14 protein-coding genes are annotated in these 18,246 nt (G+C 31.6%); 4 read left to right on the top strand and 10 right to left on the bottom strand.

Annotated features, from left to right (window positions below; translation table 11 throughout):
* Positions 1–72: 72 nt before the first annotated feature.
* The 6 genes from ACKVOV_RS12795 to ACKVOV_RS12770 form a co-directional block, all read right to left on the bottom strand.
* Complete coding sequence (locus ACKVOV_RS12795; protein ID WP_409207151.1) at positions 73–1,722, bottom strand: NADPH-dependent assimilatory sulfite reductase hemoprotein subunit; 1,650 nt, start codon at positions 1,720–1,722, stop codon at positions 73–75.
* A 34-nt stretch (positions 1,723–1,756) separates the two neighbouring features.
* Entirely contained in the window at positions 1,757–3,460 is a 1,704-nt protein-coding gene (locus ACKVOV_RS12790; RefSeq protein WP_409207150.1) for a sulfite reductase flavoprotein subunit alpha, read from the bottom strand.
* Positions 3,450–4,265, bottom strand: a complete 816-nt coding sequence (gene cobA / locus ACKVOV_RS12785; RefSeq protein ID WP_409207149.1) for a uroporphyrinogen-III C-methyltransferase — start codon at positions 4,263–4,265, stop codon at positions 3,450–3,452. Before cobA ends, ACKVOV_RS12790 begins: the two co-directional genes overlap by 11 nt.
* A 124-nt stretch (positions 4,266–4,389) precedes the next feature.
* Positions 4,390–5,631: a sulfate adenylyltransferase subunit 1 gene (locus ACKVOV_RS12780; protein ID WP_409207148.1), complete on the bottom strand. Its 1,242-nt coding sequence runs from the start codon at positions 5,629–5,631 to the stop codon at positions 4,390–4,392.
* Positions 5,632–5,675: 44 nt separating this feature from the next.
* The gene (gene cysD, locus ACKVOV_RS12775; RefSeq protein WP_409207147.1) at positions 5,676–6,581 is read right to left on the bottom strand and encodes a sulfate adenylyltransferase subunit CysD; all 906 of its coding nucleotides are present in this window, start codon (positions 6,579–6,581) and stop codon (positions 5,676–5,678) included.
* A 27-nt stretch (positions 6,582–6,608) separates the two neighbouring features.
* Positions 6,609–7,304, bottom strand: coding sequence for a phosphoadenylyl-sulfate reductase (locus tag ACKVOV_RS12770; protein ID WP_409207146.1), 696 nt, complete (start codon positions 7,302–7,304; stop codon positions 6,609–6,611).
* A 659-nt stretch (positions 7,305–7,963) separates the two neighbouring features.
* Here ACKVOV_RS12770 and metK point away from each other — a divergent pair.
* Positions 7,964–9,214, top strand: a complete 1,251-nt coding sequence (gene metK / locus ACKVOV_RS12765) for a methionine adenosyltransferase (RefSeq protein ID WP_409207145.1) — start codon at positions 7,964–7,966, stop codon at positions 9,212–9,214.
* Positions 9,215–9,294: 80 nt separating this feature from the next.
* On the opposite strand, the gene ACKVOV_RS12760 is transcribed toward metK, so the two are convergent.
* Positions 9,295–12,024, bottom strand: a complete 2,730-nt coding sequence (locus tag ACKVOV_RS12760; protein ID WP_409207144.1) for a carboxypeptidase regulatory-like domain-containing protein — start codon at positions 12,022–12,024, stop codon at positions 9,295–9,297.
* A gap of 46 nt (positions 12,025–12,070) precedes the next feature.
* The gene (locus ACKVOV_RS12755) at positions 12,071–13,003 is read right to left on the bottom strand and encodes a GLPGLI family protein (protein WP_409207143.1); all 933 of its coding nucleotides are present in this window, start codon (positions 13,001–13,003) and stop codon (positions 12,071–12,073) included.
* Between the two features lie 93 nt (positions 13,004–13,096).
* Between ACKVOV_RS12755 and ACKVOV_RS12750 the strand changes: the two genes are divergently transcribed.
* Together ACKVOV_RS12750 and ACKVOV_RS12745 are read left to right on the top strand one after the other, a co-directional pair.
* Positions 13,097–13,888 carry a hypothetical protein gene (locus ACKVOV_RS12750; RefSeq protein ID WP_409207142.1) on the top strand — a complete coding sequence of 264 codons (792 nt, stop codon included), beginning with the start codon at positions 13,097–13,099 and terminating at the stop codon, positions 13,886–13,888.
* Positions 13,888–14,502, top strand: a complete 615-nt coding sequence (locus ACKVOV_RS12745; RefSeq protein ID WP_409207141.1) for a deoxynucleoside kinase — start codon at positions 13,888–13,890, stop codon at positions 14,500–14,502. The genes ACKVOV_RS12750 and ACKVOV_RS12745 overlap by 1 nt, the downstream gene beginning before the upstream one ends.
* A 69-nt stretch (positions 14,503–14,571) precedes the next feature.
* On the opposite strand, the gene ACKVOV_RS12740 is transcribed toward ACKVOV_RS12745, so the two are convergent.
* Positions 14,572–17,115 (bottom strand): sodium-translocating pyrophosphatase, encoded by a 2,544-nt coding sequence (locus ACKVOV_RS12740; RefSeq protein ID WP_409207140.1) that lies wholly within the window; start codon positions 17,113–17,115, stop codon positions 14,572–14,574.
* Positions 17,116–17,220: 105 nt separating this feature from the next.
* On the bottom strand, positions 17,221–17,751 hold the full coding sequence (locus tag ACKVOV_RS12735; RefSeq protein WP_409207139.1) for an inorganic diphosphatase: 531 nt from the start codon (positions 17,749–17,751) through the stop codon (positions 17,221–17,223).
* Between the two features lie 169 nt (positions 17,752–17,920).
* Between ACKVOV_RS12735 and ACKVOV_RS12730 the strand changes: the two genes are divergently transcribed.
* The coding region (locus ACKVOV_RS12730) for a DoxX family membrane protein (RefSeq protein WP_409207138.1) at positions 17,921–18,246 on the top strand (326 nt) is incomplete at its 3' end.

The following is an 18,246-nucleotide window of genomic DNA, read 5'->3' as shown; positions in this document are numbered from 1 at the left end:
TTTTCATTTTTCATTTTTATTTTTCATTTTTATTTTATAATAACAGATTTTTTATTTTTATTGTATACGGCATTAATTTTGGCTAAAAAAAATTCTAAAACTAAAATCTCCAAAAGTTTCTTCCTCCTTTTTTTCTTTTATATATAAGCCCAACAAACTATCTACTTCTTCTAAAATTTGAGCTTCTGTTTGTTTTTCTTTATACAATTTATTTAGTCTTTCACCATATCGATCACCACCCAACATAAAATTATATTGTCCAGGACCAGTACCTACAAAACCCAATTCGGCAACATAAGGACGACCACAGCCATTAGGACAACCTGTCATTCTAATAACAATTCCTTCCTCTTTTAAGTTGTATTTCTCTAAAATAGGTTCGATTTTAGTTACTAATTCCGGTAAATAACGCTGCGCTTCGGCCAAAGCCAAAGGACAAGTAGGCAAAGCGACACAAGCCATCGAGTTTTTTCGGAGGGCACTGTCGTTTTTATTAATTTGATGCTGCGCAATTAATGCCTCGATTTTAGATTTATTTTCTTCGCTTACTTCTCCTAAAATTAGATTCTGATTCCCTGAAAAAATAAAATTAGAAACCTGCAATTGTGCTACTTCTAGTAAAAATTGCTTTTGTTCTGGTTTGACTACACCATGTTCTATAAATAAAGTATAAAACCATTGTCCTTGTTCGCTTTTTTCCCAACCAAAACGATCGCTTCTTTCGGTAAATTTGAATGGTTTTTCTGGCAATAAATTAAATCCGATGCGATTTTCTAGTTCTTTTTTAAATACGGGAACAGTCAACTTATCGACTGTGTATTTCATTCTAGATAATTTTCTGTCTACTCTATTTCCGAAATCTCTTTGAATGGTTAGAATCTCATAAACTGTTTTGAGTGTTTTTTCTTCAGTATCAGTAAAACCAATTACAGAAGCCAATCTGGAATAAGTATTCGGATTCCCATGGGTTGTAGCTAAACCACCACCAATAGCAATATTGAAACCTTTTAGTTTGTCATTTTCGACAATAGCAATCAGTGCAATATCGTTAGTAAACACATCGACATCGTTAGACGGCGGAATAGCAATAGCAATCTTAAATTTTCTTGGCAAATACCTGTCTTCATATAGCGGATCTGCTTCCGATGATCGCTCATAAATTTTTTCTCCATCGATAAAAACATCGTAATAGGATTGCGTTTTCGGCAATAATAAGGTCGATACTTTATCTGCATATTCATAAATTTCTTTGTGTAAGCTAGACAATTGGGGATGCGAACTCACAATTACATTTCTGTTTACATCACCACACGCCGCAATAGAATCTAGCTTTGCTGTATTGAAAGACTGAATCGTGGGACGCAATTGGTGTTTTAGTAAACCATGCAATTGGACGGTTTGTCTAGTGGTTATTTTTAAAGTTCCTGTTCCGTATTGTTCAGATATTTCATGTGTTGCAATCCATTGATCAGCAGTAATTACACCTCCTGGAATACGCAAACGAATCATAAATGAGTACAATTTGTCTAATTTTTTAGCCGCTCTTTCTGCTCTTCTGTCACGATCATCCTGTACATACATACCATGAAACTTGACTAATGTTTCATCGTCTGGACGAACATTTCCTGTATGATTATCTAAATCGATACTATCTTTTAATGTACCCCTAAGACCATCACTTTGGGTCTTTATGGCTTCTATTGGTGATAATTTTTCACTCATCTTTTTATTTTTTTTACACCCGACAGGTATTTTATTAATACACGTCTTTTAGATATTTTCCTTGATTTTCTAATTCCTCTAAAACTTGTTTTGCTCCCTCTAATGATATTTTTCGTTCTTGTGCGATTACAGCGACAATAGCTTGCTCAACATCTTGACTCATCGGATTTTTTTGTCCACAGATATATAAACTGGCACCACTTTCTAACCATTGATTAAAATCTTTTGAGTTTTCACGAATACGATCCTGCACATAAATTTTTTGTTCTTGGTCACGAGAAAAAGCGGTAGAAAGTTTTGATAAAACGCTTGTACTAATCCATTCTTGAATTTCGGTTTGATAATAAAAATCTAATACAAAATGCTGTTCGCCAAAGAATAGCCAATTTTTCCCTTCGGCACCCGTAGCATCTCTATGTGCTAAAAAGCTTCTAAAAGGCGCAATTCCTGTTCCTGGCCCAATCATAATCACATCAGTGTCATCAGTTGGTAATCGGAAATTTTGATTTTTATGGATATAAAATTCCAAGTCGGTATCAATAGGATAATCGGCTAAAAATTGTGAAGCCAATCCTGTTTTAACCTCATCTTCTACAATAAATTTATTTAAATTGACTGTTAAATGCACTTGTCCGTCGTGAGCTTCCGCAGAAGAGGAAATAGAATACAATCGTGGCGCAATAGGCAACAAAATCTCAATTAAAGCATCGATATTTACTGATTTAGGTTTCGGGAAGTGCTTTAAAACATCAATCAAATCAGCTTTTTCTAAATAAATTGTAGTTTCAAATAAGGTTGCAATTTGATCTAAAGAACGCTTACTCAATCCTTTTATATTTCTTTCTTCTAACCATTTTTCAGCTGTCTTTTTTTTATCTTTTATAGTTATTTCTTGCTTTGCATTTGCGTTGAAATAGATTAAAATAAAATCGATGGCTTCTTTTGTGTTTTTTGGAATCAGACCTAAAGCATCGCCTGGTTCGTAAGCAACAGCATCATCTGAAGTGATTTCTATATGATAGGTTTCTTTGTTAGATTCTCTATCGTTTAGGATTACTTTATGGCTAATAATTCCTATGTAATTCCTTTTATTCAAAACTTTTTCAATCTTTTTTTCTATACTTACATTTGTATAATTCGATGTATTGTTATGAAAAATATTTAATAGATTTTTCTCCCAATCGATTACATTTTTGGCAAAATCGACATCGGCTTTTACTAATGATAACAATGGTTTTGCTCCTTTTTCTAATAAAACCTCATCTAATAAAACTCCCGCATTACAAAACAAAGGATAAGAAGAATCTCCTAGTCCGAATACTGCAAAGGAAATTTTGCTTAAATCCACTTCAGAAGCTTTTAATTTTTCATAAAAAGCGACAGCATTTTGAGGAAATTCACCTTCTCCTTGTGTACTCATAACAAACAAAACCAAACTCTCTTTTTCTAGCTTTGCTAAATCATATTGAAAAACATCAACTGCTTTTGCTTGAATTTTATTCTTTTTGAAACTTGCCAATAGTTGCGAGGCTATTTTTTTAGAATTCCCAGTTTCGGTTCCGTAAATAATAAGTAGTTTGACAGCAATAGTTGGTGTTTCCGAAATATTTGGAATAGGAACATCAACTCCATTCTTATCCAAATAACCAGCCAAATAGCCTTTTGTCCAGATAATTTCTTCTGTTGTTGCACTTTGCACTAATTGTTGCAATAATGATAATTTAGTTTCAGATAGCATTTTGATAGGTGTTTTTGTGGTTATCGAAATAAGATTCTGTAATGTTTAGTTCTTGAACCCAATTGAATTGTTTGTGAAGATTTACAACATTTCCTACTATAATAATAGTGGGAACAAATTCGAAATCAGGTAATTTTTTATCCTTTAACTCTTCAAAAGTAAATACTATAGTTTTCTGGAAAGGAGTCGTGGCTTGTTGCACAACAGCAATACCTTTACTTGAATTAATTCCTTTTTCAGAGAGTATATTAGTTAAGGTTTGAAGCCTTTGTCCGCTCATATAGAATACCAAAGTATCACTAGTAGTTGCCCAATCTTGCCATAAATTTGATGCTACCTTTTTTAAATCATAAAGTGTTAGGAATCGCACACCTCGTGAATATTCTCTGGCTGTTAATGGAATCCCAGTATAAGCTGCCGCTCCAAAAGCAGCTGAAATTCCAGGGACAATTTCGTAGCTTATACTATTTTGCTGAAGTATTTCTAGTTCGTCTAAAATATTAGAAAATAGAGAAGCATCACCACCTTTCAATCTCAATACCAACTTCCCAAGTAAGGCAAATTCGACTATCAGCTCGTTAATGCCTTTTTGAGGTGTATGAATTCCTTTCGAACATTGCTTTCCTACATAAATAACCAATGCCTCTTTACGAACATTTTCTTCTATTAATACTGGAGAAACCAATCTATCTATTAGAACAACATCGGCAATTTGCAGGTATTTTAGTGCTTTAACGCTAATTAAATCTGGATCGCCAGGACCTGCTCCTGCTAAGATTACTTTTCCTTTATTTATTATTTTCATCTTTTAATTTTGTTTTAAAATGAGCAATAAAAATCCTTCCCTGTCCTAAAACAAGGTTTTTTCTTATTGAAAATATGATTGATTTCGTTTTCTAAAAACGACTATTACTATTTATGTTTCTTTTTTATTCATTTTCAAGAAACATTAAGGCAGCTACGGTTGAGCAAGTTGTTTCATCTATTAAAATAGCATTTCCTGATTTCGAGTTATTTAAAAACGAATCATAAAATAATGGCTGGTTGGTTTTAATTGAAATTTGAGCGATATCATTGAGTTTAATTTCATTGGTTTGTACAAATTCCCAATCATTAACATTCCATTTTTGTTTTATTTCTAATACTTTTGCTCTAACATTTCTAAATCGGTGTTGCAAAGTATAAGTTTTCCCAATTTGTAAATCGGCAGTATCTAACCAAGAAACCCAAGTTTTTATTTCGGTTCCTTCTGTAATTAAATCTTCTATTTTTACGACCGAATCACCACGACTAATATCTATATTTCCTTCAAAATGAAGTACAATATTATCACCTGCTTTTGCTTCTTGAATTGACTCTAGATTTTTCTCTATTTTTATGATTTTAGTTTCAATATTGGAAGGAAGAATCTTCACCACATCATTTACTTTATAACCACCGCTTAAAACCAAACCAGCATATCCTCTATAATCATGATTCTCTTCATCTTTTGGGCGAATAACCCATTGTACTTGAAAACGTGACGCCAAATTTTCGGCTGTCGGAACATCAATTTCTTCTAATGTTTCTAACAAAGCTTTACCAGAATACCATGGTGTTTTTTCTGATTTTTGAACAATATTATCTCCAACCAAAGCGCTAACTGGTATGAATATAATTTCGTCGAATTGCAGCTCGCTTTTTATGGCTTCAAAATCATTTTTTATATCATTGAAAATAGTTTCAGAATAATTAAGCAAATCAATTTTATTAATTGCCACAATCGCTTTTTTGATTCCCATTAGCGAGCCCAAACTGGCATGTCTTTTGGTTTGTGTTGTAATTCCTTTTCTGGCATCGACTAAAAGTATAATCAAATCAGAATTTGAAGCTCCAGTTATCATATTTCGGGTATATTGTTCATGTCCTGGCGCATCTGCAATGATAAATTTTCTTTTTTTGGTAGAAAAATATTTATATGCTACATCAATTGTAATTCCTTGTTCTCTTTCTGCTCGCAAACCATCGGTAATTAAAGATAAATCGATGTCTACTCCTTCTTGTTTAATTTGTTTTTGTAATAATCCTAATTGGTCGGTGTGAATACTATCTGAATCGTAAAGCAATCTTCCAATTAAGGTACTTTTCCCATCATCTACATTTCCTGCGGTTATAAATCTTAGTGTGTTCATTTTTTTTAAGTCTAAAAGTTAAAAAGTCAAAAGTTTGAAAGTCTTTAAAAATACCCTTGTTTTTTTCTATCTTCCATAGCCGCTTCTGAGAGTTGGTCATCTAATCGTGTTTGTCCTCTTTCACTAATTCTGGTACTAATAATGTCATCAATAATATCCTGAACACTAGTAGCATTAGAAGAAACAGCAGCTGTACAAGTCATGTCTCCAACCGTTCTATATCGAACCCTTTCATTTACAACAATATCATCTTGTAAAGGTTTTATAAACTGAGAAGTTGCTACTAATTTGTCATAATGTACGATACATTCTCTTTCGTGAGCAAAATATAAACTTGGTAATTCTATGTCATATTTTTGAATGTAATTCCACACATCTAATTCGGTCCAATTGCTAATAGGAAACACTCGAACATTATGTCCTTTTTGCACTTTCCCATTTAAAATATCCCACAATTCTGGACGTTGCAATTTTGGATCCCATTGTCCAAAATCGTCACGAATAGAAAAAATTCGTTCTTTTGCTCTAGCTTTTTCTTCATCACGTCTAGCCCCTCCTATACAAGCATCAAATTCATTATCCTGAATTGCATCTAGCAAAGCATACGTTTGTAAAGCATTTCGTGATGGAAAACGACCAGCAGTTTCTTTTAAATTATACTTTTTGATACTATCTTCAACTGAAGCTACAATTAGTTTTTCGTCTATTTGATTCGCTAAATAATCTCTAAAAGCAATAGCTTCAGGAAAATTATGTCCTGTATCTATGTGCACTAATGGAAACGGAAACTTACCTGGACGAAATGCTTTTAAAGCTAGGTGTACTAAAACAATAGAGTCTTTTCCTCCAGAAAACAACAAAGCTGGTTTTTCGAATTGCGCTGCTGTTTCTCGAAGTATATAAATTGCTTCATCTTCTAATTGTTCTAAATAGTTGTTAGTATTAGTCATTATATATTTTATTATAGTTGTTTGTTCTTATTTATGTAATCCACATTCTTTTTTAGATTGATCTTCCCACCACCAACGACCATCTCTAAAATTCTCGCCTTCCTTAATTGCTCTTGTACAAGGTGCACAACCTATACTTACAAAGTTTTTATCATGAAGTGTATTGTATGGAATACCATTTTTATTAATATATTTTTTTACGTCATTTGTCGTCCAATGCAATAAAGGATTGTATTTATAAACTTGAAAATGTTCATCCCATTCTATAATATTAAGGCTATTTCTATTATCTGACTGTTCAGCTCTTAATCCTGTTATCCAGATTTTTGCTCCCAAAAGTGCTCTTTTAAGTGGCTCGACTTTCCTGATATTACAACACTCTTTTCTAAGATTTACTGATGCATAAAACGGATTGATTCCGTTGTTTTGAACATATTCTTCAATTTGATTTGTCTTTGGATAATACGTTTTTATAGACGCGTTATATTGTAATAATGTCTTGTCCCACAATTGATAGGTTTCTGGGAAAAGCCTACCTGTGTCTAAAGTAAAAACTTCAATGTTTTTTATTTTTTGACTAAAAATCGCGTGTAATATCACTTGATCTTCAATCCCAAAACTCGTCGAAAAAACTATTTTTTCATCAATAGTCTCGGCTATTGATATTAAATTTTCTTTAAGATTGTTACTGATTACAATATTTTTTAAAAAAGTATCATCCATTATATTTAGATTATGGTTATAAAAAAAACCTCCTTAGTTAAAGAGGTTTTTTGTTTGTATTAAATTATAAAACAACAAAAAATACCTCATCGTACTTTGCACATAGTAAGACAACACAGCATCATTTTATTTGACGTTAAACTTTTCATTGTATTATTGATTTTGATTTAAATAAAAAAACCTCTGCGATTGGCAGAGGTTTGATTGTATATTTTAAAAATTTAAAATTATGCAATGCGGTGCTCTGCGGAATTTTCCGACATCATACAACACATATTGCACATAGTAAATTTCATTTTTATTGCTAATTTTATTTTGCAAATATAGTTTTATTTTCTAATTATAGAAATATTTTAGAGTATTTTTCTGAATTTTGTGTTTTGAAATTATTTTTATAGATTATTTTACCGAAAAACACTTCTGTTTTACAATAAATTATTTTTAGTATTCTATTTTTAAATAAAATTATTTTAATCAAAAAAAAGTTAAGATTAATTTGCAATTCAATTTCGTTTCATACATTTGCAAACGAAAATCAAGAGGAAAAATTTGAACTGATTGCAACCTCGTTAAAAAAATGCTAAAGCAGAAATTCTTCTTTATCATTCCCTTGCAATCCCATTTTTTTCTTCACTAAATTAATTTTAAATAATTATATTATGGCATATTTATTTACGTCAGAGTCAGTAAGTGAAGGACATCCAGACAAAGTTGCAGATCAAATTAGTGATGCATTAATAGATAATTTTTTAGCTTTCGATGCTGAATCAAAAGTAGCTTGCGAAACATTAGTTACAACTGGTCAAGTAATTCTTGCTGGCGAAGTAAAATCGAATACTTATCTTGATGTACAAAACATTGCAAGAGAAGTTATTAGAAAAATTGGATACACAAAAAGCGAATACATGTTTGAAGCTAATTCTTGTGGTATACTTTCTGCAATACATGAACAATCGGCAGACATAAATCAAGGTGTAGATAGAGCTAGCAAAGAAGAGCAAGGAGCTGGAGATCAAGGGATGATGTTTGGTTATGCAACTAATGAAACAGAAAATTATATGCCGTTAGCATTAGATTTATCTCATGCTTTATTGATTGAATTAGCTAACTTAAGAAGAGAAAATAACGAAATTAAATACCTTCGTCCAGATGCAAAATCTCAGGTAACTTTAGAATATTCTGACGACAACAAACCACAAAGAATTGATGCGATTGTAATTTCTACTCAACACGATGATTTTGATGAAGAAGCTACCATGTTGGCAAAAATTAAAACGGATTTAGTTGGTATTTTAATCCCTAGAATTAAAGCAAAATATCCACAATACGCTCATTTATTTAATGACAAAATCACCTACCACATTAATCCAACTGGAAAATTCGTAATTGGAGGACCACACGGAGATACTGGATTAACTGGAAGAAAAATTATTGTTGACACTTATGGTGGAAAAGGAGCTCACGGTGGTGGTGCTTTTTCTGGAAAAGATCCAAGTAAAGTAGATAGAAGTGCTGCTTATGCAACTCGTCATATCGCTAAAAACTTAGTTGCCGCAGGAATATGCGACGAAATTTTAGTTCAAGTTTCTTATGCTATTGGTGTTGCAAAACCAACATCGATAAATGTGGTTACTTACGGAACTAGCAAGGTAAATTTGACTGATGGAGAAATTAGCAAAAAAGTAGAAGCTATTTTTGATATGCGTCCTTACTTTATCGAGCAACGTTTGAAATTAAGAAATCCTATATATAGTGAAACTGCTGCTTACGGTCACATGGGAAGAACCCCAAAAACTGTAACTAAAACATTTTCTGCTCCTGGCGGATTAACAAAAACAGTAGAAGTTGAATTATTTACTTGGGAAAAATTAGACTTTGTAGACACTGTAAAAAGTGCTTTTGGGATCTAAACAAAAGAATTTATTAAATATAAAAATGCCTAACTAAAATTAATAGTTAGGCATTTTTATATTTAAATACTCTTTAGCAATTACAAATTATACTTCAAACTAAAAATTAAATAACGTGGTTGTACTATGTATTGAGAAGTTCTTGTAGAAAATTGCGAAAAGCTATCATCATTCAATGATTTTGTGTTAAGCAAGTTCGTTCCTGAAATTTTATATTCCATTTTCCCTCCTTTTTTCTGATAAATCAGGCTAGCACTTAGGAAATCATATTCATTTTTAATAGTTTTCTGACTATTTGTATAATTATAAAATTCATATTCCGATACAAAAGAAAAGGCATTTAAAAAGTAATAATCTAGTTTTACAGAAGGTGTTTTAGTGTAAAATTTAGAATTTTGGTAATCATTAATCAAATAATTATAACCTATTTCTATATTAGGTAAGTCTTTATAATTTGTCGATGCTTTGACAGTGTAATTTTGAATAAAACTCTCTGAGGATTGTGGTAAATTATTTTGAACGTTATTGAATTTAGACCAACTTTCCGCCACTGTTAGTGATGCTTTATAATTTCTCAAAAATGAACGGCCGTAATTAGCAGCTCCGCTAATTGTCTCGTCAGCGAAGTTAGAATTAATAGCATTATTTATTTGATTATTAATTGTTTCAAAAATTGACGAATTTTTTACTGCATTTACTTTTTTAGAATATGAAATGTTAGCAAATATATTTTCGAGATTAAACATATTATATTTAAAATATCTTAAGGAATGTGTGTGTGAAAGAGCATTTTCTAATAATCTATTCCCTATAAACAATGAGTTATAACTTGACAGAACATTTCCTTCGGCTAATTTATTTATATCTGTAAAATCAGTAGTTAGAGCATAATTATAGGTTAATGTTTCTGATTTTTTTATCTGATATAAGGCATACATATCTGGCAAAATTCTGTAAAAATTATCTTCTACTTTTGTCCCTAACTGTTCGTTGTATGTATTGTATTTATGAACCGAGAAACCTGGATTGAAAGTAAATTTTCCAGTAAGGAACTTATAATGCAACCCTAAAAACACATCGTTAAAATTATACTTTACATCATTTTTATTTTCTACTGTATTAATATTATTTACATTTCCGTTATCTAAAATTTGAAAAATATTAGAGTTAAAAGTCTGATAAGAATAAGTATTCCCTAAAGTTATATTAATATTACTTTTAGGTGTAAGCATATAGTAATAATCGAGTTTTGCATCCACTTTATTAGTTTGCACAAATCTGTTTTGATTTAGGTTTGTTCTATCCTGTAAAACACTATAACCTATATTAGTTCTGAAAGGTTTATTTTTCAAATCTGCATTATAAAATGGATTTTCATTCTGATACAAATGTTGCACTTCCAAAGCAAAAACATTTTTATCATTCTTAGTATAATAAGCATTGAAATTTTGATTTAACGAGAATGGGTTTTGTTTTTTATTTGTAATTACATTCTGATTACCTATAAAAATGGAATTTGGCCCAAAAATATCTTGACTCGAATTATTATTTTCATCTTGCTTGGATTGTTTTGCCAAAGCGTCATAATCTATTTGTAATTTAGCATTTGGTTTATAGGTTCCGCTTAGCTTATACAGTCCTAAATTACTCTTTTGATGTGTAGTTTCATTTCTGTTTTCTGAAGAAACTACAGTTTTTGCATCTTGTCCTAGAAAATTAGTTTGATTCTTAGTTTCTAAATCGGTTTGAGTAGCTGAGAGAATAGCAAATCCTGATATGCTTAATGTTTTAATTGGATTGTATGAAAAATTAGTAGCTCCAAATTTTGTTCCAATTTCTTTTGCTCTATTGTTCCTAAGCAACGAAATACCTAAATCATTTGAGGAAACATTAAAATTTGTTCCTCCTTTTTTCATCATGTTTTTAAAACCTCCTGTAAACTTAAAATAATCTTGAATTGTAAAAGGCAATTCTCCAATATTATTAAAGTTACTCAATAAGTTTATGCTATATTTTGGACTATAATAAAACAATTTAGGATTTATTTCATACCTACTTTCTGTATGTCCTACACCTACTCCAGCAGTCATATCACCAAACCAAAAATTCTTTTTCCCTGATTTTAATTTGATATTCATCGCCACATTATCCTCGTTGTTTTCAAGACCTTTAAGCGCTCCAACTTCATTATAATTCCTTAAAACCTGTACTTTATCTATGGCATCGGCAGGAATGTTTTTAACTCCTAGTTTTGTGTCGCCATCAAAGAAATCTTTACCTTCGACCATTAATTTCGAAACTTTTTTCCCTTCAACCTCAACTTCTCCATCAGCATTTACAGTAACACCTGGTAATTTTTTCAGCACATCTTCTAACTTACGTTCGGTTCCAGTTTTAAAAGAATCTGCATTATAAATAATAGTATCCCCTTTTATCGAAACAGGCATTTCACGTACAATTTCTACTCCAGCCAACTCAGTAGCATCTGTATTTAGGGTAATCGTTTGAGAAATATCTTCAGTTTTTGTAGCGATTGTAAGATTCTTTGTTTTTAATCCTAAAAAGGAAAAACGTACACTATAAGTTGCATTTGCTTTTAGCAGTAATTGAAACTTCCCTTTATCATTAGTTATAGAATAAGAATCGACTGCTTTTGTAACTTGGTTTACTGCCATGACATTTGCCATTTCGAGTGGTGCATTAGTCGTGTCTTTTACAATTCCATGAAAGGTTATGTTTTGAGAAAACGAGAATGTTGTTACTAATAGAAATAAGAAAAAATATGTTTTTTTAATTTTTGAATGTACCATAAGGTATGTAAGAAATATAAATTTAATTTAAAAAATGAATTTAGAATTATCCTCCAATTCTCATTTGCATACCACCATTACCTCCACGATTTTGATTTTGATTCATTTGTCTAAATTCTTCCATTTTTTTAGCTACAATCTCGTCATATTCTTTTTGTGTAACCACTTTTCCTTTAGTTGGAGCTTTTATTTCTTTTTTATCCTTTACATTCATAGCAATTTTAGAACACAACAATGTTGTTTTTCCTGCACTCACTTCAAGAATTAAACCTGGTAATCCAAAATAATTTTCTGGTCCATTACTTACCGGAATTTCTGGTGTGTACCAAGCCACAACTTCTATTTCTTTAGGAATTTCTCCTTCAGACATAAGATTTGTCGATTTTGGTTTTTCGGGAGTGGTTGTTTGCTTCGCCTGTTCGCTAACGTTCGAGTCTTTTTTGTTTTTATCGTCTTCTTTTCTCATTCTAAAATTTCTAAAATCAGATTGGCTTGCTTTTTGTTTTGCTGTAGCCTTAAAACACATATAACCGCCTATTTCTTTAGTTTCTTGACTCATTTTCCAATCTAATTTTGGCAAAGTATCTTGAATTAAAAACTCTTTACCCATTATTTCTTTGTCAATAACAAATGATTTCTCTTTAATGTTTTTATATTGTGTTCCGCCGCCACCCATGAATGAAGACATCATTCTCATTCCTCCTCCATTCTGTGTGCCAGGAGCTTCCAGCTTTTCTTCTTCTTTATAAATAGAAGCATTTTTATCGAAATTAAGGATAAATGTTTTTTCAAACATAGATTTCATCCTATCTTCTATCATTTTTTGCATTTCTGGAGTAATATCTTTGTTGCCTTCCATTCTAGATTTAAATTCGGCCGTACTTGTCTTAGATTCATATACTGCCATACCCTGAAAATCCTGAGCAAATGAAGAGAAGCTTGCTATTATTAATGATAAAGTTGTGATTATTTTTTTCATTTCTGTACAAATTATATTTAGTAGAACAAATATGACGAATGAAATTGTGTTTTGTTACTAACGATTTGTTAAATAAATCGTAATTTAGCATTAATGAAAAAGTTTATACTCATCATCATTTTTATGTTTTCGTTATTGGCACATTGCCAAAATGAAAATCTTGTGAATTCAAGAATAGGTTCTCAACTTATTGAAGCGGATGAATATCTTGGCGAAGATGCTTTTAGTTATAAATATTTTATAAAAAATTCAGTTTTATTTAAAATTAAAAATGCTGAAAATTTTCAATACAAAAATATTGCTTTAGGAAGAATTAGTAGTATTAATATCTATAACCCTTTTAAAATTGTTCTTTTTTACGAAAATTTTAATACTGCAATAATCCTTGACAATCAACTGAATGAAATACAAAAAATAAATTTTTCTGAAAACAAAAAACCCGTTGTTGCCAGTGCCGTTGGAATTTGTTCTCGAAACAACCTTTGGGTTTTTAACACTACAAATCAGCAAATAGGATTGTATGATTACTTAAAAAATGAATACAAGGATATATCTATACCTATCTCTTTGACAATTAAATACTGTGAAACAAATTCTAATTTTTTTTATTGGATTGATGAAAAAAATTATTTGTATTCTTGTGATATTTTTGGAAAAATCATAGCATTTGGAAAATTACCAGATTTTGATTTTGTTCAAATAGTTTCAAATTTAAGCATTATATTTAAAAAAAATGATTCACTATATTATTACTCATTAAATGGTAATAAAAAAACATTAATAAATATAGAGGAAAAAAGGTATAAAAAATTTTACTATAGAGACCAAAATTTATCTATTTTTACAACCGAAGGAATTACCAATTATAAAATCAACTTACCCTAATGCATATAGCAATCGCAGGAAATATAGGTGCTGGAAAAACAACATTAACAAAACTTTTAGCAAAACATTTTAAATGGGAACCTCATTTTGAAGACGTGGTAGACAACCCATATTTAGATGATTTTTACCACCAAATGGAAAGGTGGTCGTTTAACCTCCAGATTTATTTCCTAAACAGTCGTTTTCGTCAAGTCTTGCAAATTCGACAAAGTGGTAAGAAAATTATTCAGGATAGAACTATTTATGAAGATGCACACATTTTTGCACCTAATCTTCATGCAATGGGATTAATGACAAACCGAGATTTTCAAAATTATTCCTCACTTTTCGAACTAATGGAAGGTTTAGTTGGAGCACCTGATTTACTTATTTATTTAAGAAGCTCTATACCAAATTTAGTTGGACAAATTCACAAACGTGGTAGAGAGTATGAAAACTCCATTTCTATAGATTATTTGAGTCGATTAAATGAGCGTTATGAAGCTTGGGCTGAAAGTTACAGCAAAGGAAAGTTACTTATTATAGATGTTGACAATGTGGATTTTGTAAACAATCCAGAAGACTTGGGTATGATTATTAATAGAATTGATGCTGAAATAAACGGATTGTTTTAGTCCCAAAACACTAATTATAAAAAAATGCCTCACAAATTGTGAGGCATTTTTTTTATTAACCTAAAAGAATTATTTCTTTAAAGCATCTATTTTTGCTTGAACCTCAGCTTCAGATCCTTCAAAAACTTGTGACGTTGAAATCCCATTTACAACTGTAGTAACATTTGCTTTTGTCTTACCATTATCAGTCGACTTTTCAATCATTACTTGTTTAGAAATTTCTTGTTTTACATCTCCTTTATATTTTCCTGCTTCATCATAGTGAGACATGCATTCCGCTTTTTCCTCAGCATTACAACCTTTTTCTTCGCACATTTTTGCACATTCGTCTTTAGTCATAGTTGCCATTTTTGTCATATCGCATTTTGAAGCAGCGCATGATTTCATTTCAATCTTAACTTCCGAAGCACAACAAGCTGCTTTTGCTCCCTCTGTATGACTTCCATTTCCTAAAATTGGAGCAATTACCAATCCTATTAAACATGTCAGTTTGATTAATATGTTCATAGACGGTCCAGAAGTATCTTTAAATGGATCTCCAACAGTATCTCCAGTTACCGCCGCTTTATGTGCATCAGAACCTTTGTAAGTCATTTCTCCATTAATCATCACTCCAGCTTCGAAAGATTTTTTTGCATTATCCCAAGCCCCACCAGCATTGTTTTGGAAAATTGCCCAAAGCACACCAGAAACAGTAACTCCAGCCATGTATCCACCTAACATTTCAGCTATTAATTGGTGATTGTCTCCATAAACTAACAATCCTAAAAGTACAATTGCAATTGGGAAACCAATAGTCATTACTCCAGGTAACATCATTTCACGTAAAGCTGCTTTAGTAGAAATATCAACACATTTTGCATACTCAGGTTTTCCAGTTCCTTCCATAATTCCTGGAATTTCTTTAAACTGACGACGAACTTCGTAAACCATATCCATCGCAGCTTTTCCAACAGAATTCATTGCTAAAGCAGAAAAAACTACCGGTATCATACCCCCTACGAATAGCATTGCTAAAACTGGTGCTTTGAAAATATTTATACCATCAATTCCTGTAAAAGTCACATAAGCAGCAAATAATGCTAAAGATGTTAATGCAGCAGAAGCAATTGCGAAACCTTTTCCTGTTGCAGCAGTTGTGTTACCTACTGAATCTAAAATATCTGTTCTTGTACGAACCTCTTTTGGTAATTCACTCATTTCAGCAATACCACCAGCGTTATCAGAAATTGGTCCAAAAGCGTCAATTGCTAATTGCATTGCAGTAGTTGCCATCATTGCAGAAGCAGCCAAAGCTACTCCGTAAAATCCTGCAAAGGCGTAAGATGCCCAAATTGCACCTGCAAATAACAATACTGTTGGGAAAGTAGAAATCATACCAGTAGCCAAACCAGCGATTACGTTAGTTCCAGCACCAGTTGATGATTTTTGTACAATTGCCATGACTGGTTTTGTACCTAAACCTGTATAATATTCCGTTACTGATGAGATTGTTGCTCCAACAACTAATCCTACGATTGTTGCGTAGAAAACTCTCATTGAAGAAATATCTTTTAATCCTTCACCGAAGAAACTCATTTTCATAGTTTCTGGCAACATATATTTTACTAAAACATAACAAGAAATAGCTGTTAAAGCAATAGAAATCCAGTTTCCAATGTTTAGTGCTTTTTGAACTTGTGCTTCTTTTGCATTGTCATCAGATATTTTCACAACCATTGTACCAATGATAGAGAATAAAATTCCGAAACCAGCGATTGCCATTGGTAATAAAATTGGTCCAATTCCGCCAAATGCATCTTGAATATTTCCACCCATATCTTTAATCACATAGTTCCCAAGAACCATTGCAGCAAGAACAGTCGCTACATAAGAACCAAATAAATCGGCACCCATACCTGCAACGTCACCTACATTATCTCCAACGTTATCTGCAATTGTAGCTGGATTTCTTGGATCATCTTCTGGAATTCCAGCTTCAACTTTCCCTACTAAATCAGCACCAACATCGGCAGCTTTTGTATAAATTCCACCACCAACTCTTGCAAACAAAGCGATAGATTCTGCTCCAAGAGAGAAACCTGCTAATGTTTCAAGAACTTTAGTCATATCTTCTGTAGAAGTCCAAACTCCGCCCATAAAATAGTTAAAGAAGAAGATAAAGAAACCTGTTAAACCTAAAACTGCTAGTCCAGCAACCCCTAATCCCATTACTGTTCCACCACCAAAAGACACTTTTAGTGCTTGTGGTAAACTTGTACGAGCAGCTTGTGTTGTACGTACGTTAGTTTTAGTAGCGATTTTCATTCCCATATTTCCAGCTAAAGCCGAAAAGAAAGCTCCGAAAACAAAAGCTACTACTATTAAAATATTAGTTGTTGGAACTACAAACGAAATTCCTGCTAAAACGATACTTGCAAGAAGTACAAATATTGCTAATAGTCGGTATTCCGCTTTAAGAAAAGCCAATGCACCTTCATAGATATAATCTGAAATTTCTTTCATTTTTCCATCACCTGCATCTTGTTTTAATACCCAAGATCTTTTGATTGCCATAAAAATCAATCCGATGATTGCCATAACTATTGGCACGTAAATCATTATTGTATTCATAAAATTATTATTGGTTAGTAATTTAGTTTTTGTAAATTTAACAAAAACAAACAAAAAAGCAACACTCTTTACAGAATGTTGCTTTTTTTATATAATTAGAGAAAATTATTTGATACTAAACAATCCAGCTGGCTTGTTTTCGATTGCTTCAAATCGCTCTACACATTGTCTAATAATCTCTCTTGCTTCTTTTACATCTCCCCAACCTTCTACATCAACTTGTTTGTTTTCTAGGTCTTTATAAACTTGAAAAAAGTGTTCAATCTCTTTTAATAAATGACCGTTTATATCAGATAAATCGTTTAAGGTATTCCAAATTGGGTCAGAAACTGGCACACAAATTATTTTTTCATCTGGCCCTTTGTCATCTGCCATGTGGAAAACACCAATAGGTTTTACTTCGATTACACAACCAGGAAAAGTTGGCTTTGTCACTAATACCAACACGTCTAATGGATCTCCGTCTAAAGCTAATGTTTCTGGAATAAAACCATAATCTGCTGGATACATCATAGAAGAGAACAGCATCCTGTCGAAACGCATTCTTTTTAAATCGAAATCATATTCATATTTATTTCTACTTCCTCTTGGAATTTCAACTAAAACGTCGAAAGTTTGTACTTTATCTGCTGTCATTTCTAATCTTTTTAATATTTTTAAGCGGGTGCAAAAGTAATCAATTTTTATAAAAAAATCTGCTTATATTAAAAAACTAATACTTAAAAGGCGGTTTATTTTTTACTAATTATTAAAAATGAAATTATATTACTATTTTTGAAATAACAAACCAACCAAAAAATTTATTATGAAAAAACTATTCTTCTCAGGAAATCCAATTAACACCGATTTGGGATTATTAATTATTCGTTTAATTATTGGAGCCTTAATGGCTCTTTATGGCTACGAAAAATATAGTCATTTTAACGAAATGGCTGCTTCCGATTTTTGGATGAAAAATGTAAGCTTTTTTGGAATGTCTAGCAAAATAGCCTTGGGGTTAACTATTTTTGCCGAATTAGTTTGTAGTTTATTTCTAATACTCGGGTTGTTTTCTCGTTTTAGCCTTTTTGTTTTAATGTTTTGTATGGGTTACATTTTCTTGGTAGTTTTCCCAATGTCTATTATAAATCA

Source organism: Flavobacterium sp., assembly GCF_046153165.1.
GTDB lineage: Bacteria > Bacteroidota > Bacteroidia > Flavobacteriales > Flavobacteriaceae > Flavobacterium.
The sequence above is the reverse complement of the archived record's forward strand: the minus strand, read 5'-3'. Positions and strand labels throughout refer to the sequence as shown.

Bases quoted from the DNA above. Each gene is read 5' to 3' on its own strand.
- ACKVOV_RS12795 (WP_409207151.1), bottom strand. From the start codon at position 1,722: ATGAGTGAAAAATTATCACCAATAGAAGCCATAAAGACCCAAAGTGAT.
- ACKVOV_RS12790 (WP_409207150.1), bottom strand. From the start codon at position 3,460: ATGCTATCTGAAACTAAATTATCATTATTGCAACAATTAGTGCAAAGT.
- cobA (WP_409207149.1), bottom strand. From the start codon at position 4,265: ATGAAAATAATAAATAAAGGAAAAGTAATCTTAGCAGGAGCAGGTCCT.
- ACKVOV_RS12780 (WP_409207148.1), bottom strand. From the start codon at position 5,631: ATGAACACACTAAGATTTATAACCGCAGGAAATGTAGATGATGGGAAA.
- cysD (WP_409207147.1), bottom strand. From the start codon at position 6,581: ATGACTAATACTAACAACTATTTAGAACAATTAGAAGATGAAGCAATT.
- ACKVOV_RS12770 (WP_409207146.1), bottom strand. From the start codon at position 7,304: ATGGATGATACTTTTTTAAAAAATATTGTAATCAGTAACAATCTTAAA.
- metK (WP_409207145.1), top strand. From the start codon at position 7,964: ATGGCATATTTATTTACGTCAGAGTCAGTAAGTGAAGGACATCCAGAC.
- ACKVOV_RS12760 (WP_409207144.1), bottom strand. From the start codon at position 12,024: ATGGTACATTCAAAAATTAAAAAAACATATTTTTTCTTATTTCTATTA.
- ACKVOV_RS12755 (WP_409207143.1), bottom strand. From the start codon at position 13,003: ATGAAAAAAATAATCACAACTTTATCATTAATAATAGCAAGCTTCTCT.
- ACKVOV_RS12750 (WP_409207142.1), top strand. From the start codon at position 13,097: ATGAAAAAGTTTATACTCATCATCATTTTTATGTTTTCGTTATTGGCA.
- ACKVOV_RS12745 (WP_409207141.1), top strand. From the start codon at position 13,888: ATGCATATAGCAATCGCAGGAAATATAGGTGCTGGAAAAACAACATTA.
- ACKVOV_RS12740 (WP_409207140.1), bottom strand. From the start codon at position 17,115: ATGAATACAATAATGATTTACGTGCCAATAGTTATGGCAATCATCGGA.
- ACKVOV_RS12735 (WP_409207139.1), bottom strand. From the start codon at position 17,751: ATGACAGCAGATAAAGTACAAACTTTCGACGTTTTAGTTGAAATTCCA.